Below are 3,140 nucleotides of genomic sequence, written 5' to 3' on the forward strand. Positions count from 1 at the left end.
GATATGGAGACGCTAACTTATTTTAAGTACTTTATAAAATTTAGATCTTGATAATCTCAAAGCATATAAATTGTTAATGAATTTATTAAATAAAGTGTATAAATTTCCAACATAAAGAACAAATTAATAGAGATGTTATAAACTACTATCACGAAAGGGTGTAAATTATGCATACAAAACGTTGTTCGCATAAGAAATGTCAATGCTTTATTGTTCCAACCTATATTCTGGAGAATTTAGCACAAAACGATATAGAAGCCGCACGAATCAGTTTAGCAAAAAGTCGCCAAATTCGAAAACGTAGAAGCTTGAAAGAATATGATATTAATGGGGTTGTCGCTTTAACTGATGCAGGAGCAGGACCTAAAGGTGAATCTGCACGCCATGTATATGATTGTAATGGTGGAAGAGACCTTCGAGTTAAAGAGGTTAGAAAAGAAGGAGATAGATCAATTGAGGATAACGCGGTTAACCATGCGTATGATTATGCTGGTATAGTACGTGATTATTACAAAAATGTGTTCCACCGCAATTCTATTGATGACAATGGTCTTGATCTCATTTTGAATGTTCATTTTGGTCATAACTATCAAAATGCTTTTTGGGACGGGGATGAAATGGTGTTTGGTGATGGGGATGGAACTATTTTTACTAGTTTTACAAATTCACTTGATGTTATAGGGCACGAACTAACACATGGAATTACTCAATTTACTAATGGATTAGAATATGATGGACAGTCTGGAGCTTTGAATGAACATATTTCGGACGTGTTCGGAATTGCAATTAAGCAATCTTATTTAAAGCAAACGGCAAACGATGCGGATTGGTTAATTGGTGCTGATATAATGGGACCAACATTAAAAGGACAAGCTCTTCGTTCAATGAAAGCACCTGGCACTGCATTTGACAATAAACTAATGGGTAAGGATATGCAACCAGATCATATGAAAAACTATTATCAAGGATCTCAGGATAACCACGGTGTTCATATAAATAGTGGTATACCAAATAAAGTGTTTTATCTTGTATCTATGGAAATTGGAACAGATAAAGCAGCTTTAATATGGTATAATGCAATGCACAGCTTATTTGCAACTACTAATTTCAATCAATTTGCGCAAATTGTAAATAAAGCAGCACAAAAACTTGTAGATAGTGGCGAAGTTCCGCAAACAGCTGCAAAAACAGTAGAATCAGCTTTTAAATCGGTTGGTTTACCTTCTTAATCAGATTCTGTATCATGAAGGGAGGGGCTAATATGCATATTAAATTTAGTTGTACCGGGGGACTAGCTAACCTCCACTTAACCTTTCAGACAGATACGATGGATTTACCAGAGGAACAAGCTAAGGAATTAATTAATTTAATTCATCAATCTAATCTTTTACATCTTAAACCAAGTGAAGTAAATGGGGCTGCTATCCAAGGAGCGGATGCTTTTTCTTATGAGTTGGGAATAACAGACGATGAGAAGAATGTATCCTTTTCAGTAAACGATTTGACAGCTCCAAAAGATATGCTCCCCGTTTTAGATTATTTACGCAATTTAGCTATTAAAGAAAATATGGAAAAATAATAAAAAAACCAAATTCTCAATTAGAATTTGGTTTTTTTATTATTAACAACATCTTATGTATTTTTAAAATTTATCTGCAAAGCATACGTGATGAAAAATTGTGTTATAAAATAATATTGAAATCTTACTAATCCTGTTTGTTTTCTGAAAAACCAAATTCATTTGGAAATTGAGATGTTAAGTAATCTTTCTATTGCTATTTAAATTAATTATTAAAGAGTCTTCGCTAAAACTAACAAATAGAATTGGTGTAATTTTAAGAGTAATCCTGTAATATTAAATAAATTCACTGCAGATTTCCAACTATGTATTTTTTACACAATAAAATAAAGATTGAACCGAGTAATACACCTTGTTTAAATGTCAGAATAAAAGTTCAGCAAAATAAAATTGCTGAACTTTTATTCTTTATTCTTTCCTAGTCTACCTAAGCTATCTTTAATAGTTGTTTCCCCAAGTTGAGTATATAACAATGCTGTATCTTGACTAGTATGTCCAAGTTGCTGCATCACTTGTAACGAGTCTTTCTCTTCCATGTATAACTTATTTGCCAATGTATGTCTTAATTTATGAGGAGACATTCTTTTTCCATAGGCCTTAGTATATTTTTCTACTATATCTTGGATGGCCCTAACTGATAGAGGCTGTGCAGTATGTTTATACTTCGATAAAAACACATTTTTTAATTCTTTTCCTGGTGCATATTTGCTATCTCTAATTTCCATATACTTTTCAAGATCATTTAACGCAATTGGAGTAATCCATACTGAATCTTCTTTATTTCCTTTTCGTATTACATCAATTAGCCTTTCTTTTATATTTATATCTTCCATACGGAGATCGGCCAATTCACTTACACGAATACCACTACCAAGAAAAAGGGAAAGAATAGCTACATCACGATCTTTGTCTCTTAGAAAATAGAACAATTGATGTTTTGTTAAAGATTTTTCATGTTCGTACTTAACGTAATTCAAAAATTCTTGATCGTCATCATTATGAAATATCTTAGATCTCATACGTTTTGCACGGGCATTTAATGTTTCTTTATCTTTATGTATTTCAATTTTGGCCATTACATTTCTATAAAAATAACATTCTCCCTCATCATTCTCTGATAGGGAAGTAAGGTACTTGAATAAAGACTTTAAGGCTGAAATTTTTCTGTTAACAGAGGAATTCTGCATGTTTTGTTGTAGTTTTAGAAACCTCATGAAGTTCTCAACATCTTTTTTCTTTAAATTCTCCAAATCAGAGAAGGATATGTCTTTAATAGGCTTAAATTCAATAATTTGTTCAGATAATAGCCAGTTAAAGAAGACCCTAAAATCATATACATAATTCAGTAGGGTGGAGGGAGAGGCATCATGCAATTCTTTGTACTCCACAAATTCTTCTATGTAAAAGGGCATTTCATTTAGATTCTCGTATAATTTTTTACGATGTACGGATTTTTGACGTTGCTTGCTGTAATCCATAAAAATCACCTCATATATACTATAACAGAAAAAGAATACGAACACAAGTTCGCATTAAATTCAATTTTTACACGAACTTATTT

At 32.0% G+C, this 3,140-nt stretch carries 3 protein-coding genes; 2 read left to right on the top strand and 1 reads right to left on the bottom strand.

Going from position 1 to position 3,140, the window contains the following annotated elements; genetic code table 11:
* Positions 1 to 167: 167 nt before the first annotated feature.
* Both GBN78_RS29215 and GBN78_RS29220 read left to right on the top strand, forming a co-directional pair.
* The gene (locus GBN78_RS29215; RefSeq protein ID WP_070184529.1) at positions 168 to 1,229 is read left to right on the top strand and encodes a M4 family metallopeptidase; all 1,062 of its coding nucleotides are present in this window, start codon (positions 168 to 170) and stop codon (positions 1,227 to 1,229) included.
* Positions 1,230 to 1,261: 32 nt separating this feature from the next.
* Positions 1,262 to 1,579: a protealysin inhibitor emfourin gene (locus GBN78_RS29220; RefSeq protein WP_070184528.1), complete on the top strand. Its 318-nt coding sequence runs from the start codon at positions 1,262 to 1,264 to the stop codon at positions 1,577 to 1,579.
* A 401-nt stretch (positions 1,580 to 1,980) separates the two neighbouring features.
* On the opposite strand, the gene xerS is transcribed toward GBN78_RS29220, so the two are convergent.
* Positions 1,981 to 3,057 (bottom strand): tyrosine recombinase XerS, encoded by a 1,077-nt coding sequence (xerS, locus tag GBN78_RS29225; RefSeq protein WP_000386594.1) that lies wholly within the window; start codon positions 3,055 to 3,057, stop codon positions 1,981 to 1,983.
* Positions 3,058 to 3,140: the final 83 nt, after the last annotated feature.

Source organism: Bacillus sp. B2-WWTP-C-10-Post-4, from assembly GCF_009183805.1.
Classification (GTDB): domain Bacteria; phylum Bacillota; class Bacilli; order Bacillales; family Bacillaceae_G; genus Bacillus_A; species Bacillus_A cereus.

Excerpts from the sequence above, each read along its gene's own strand:
- GBN78_RS29215 (WP_070184529.1), top strand. The coding sequence starts at position 168 with ATGCATACAAAACGTTGTTCGCATAAGAAATGTCAATGCTTTATTGTT.
- GBN78_RS29220 (WP_070184528.1), top strand. The coding sequence starts at position 1,262 with ATGCATATTAAATTTAGTTGTACCGGGGGACTAGCTAACCTCCACTTA.
- xerS (WP_000386594.1), bottom strand. The coding sequence starts at position 3,057 with ATGGATTACAGCAAGCAACGTCAAAAATCCGTACATCGTAAAAAATTA.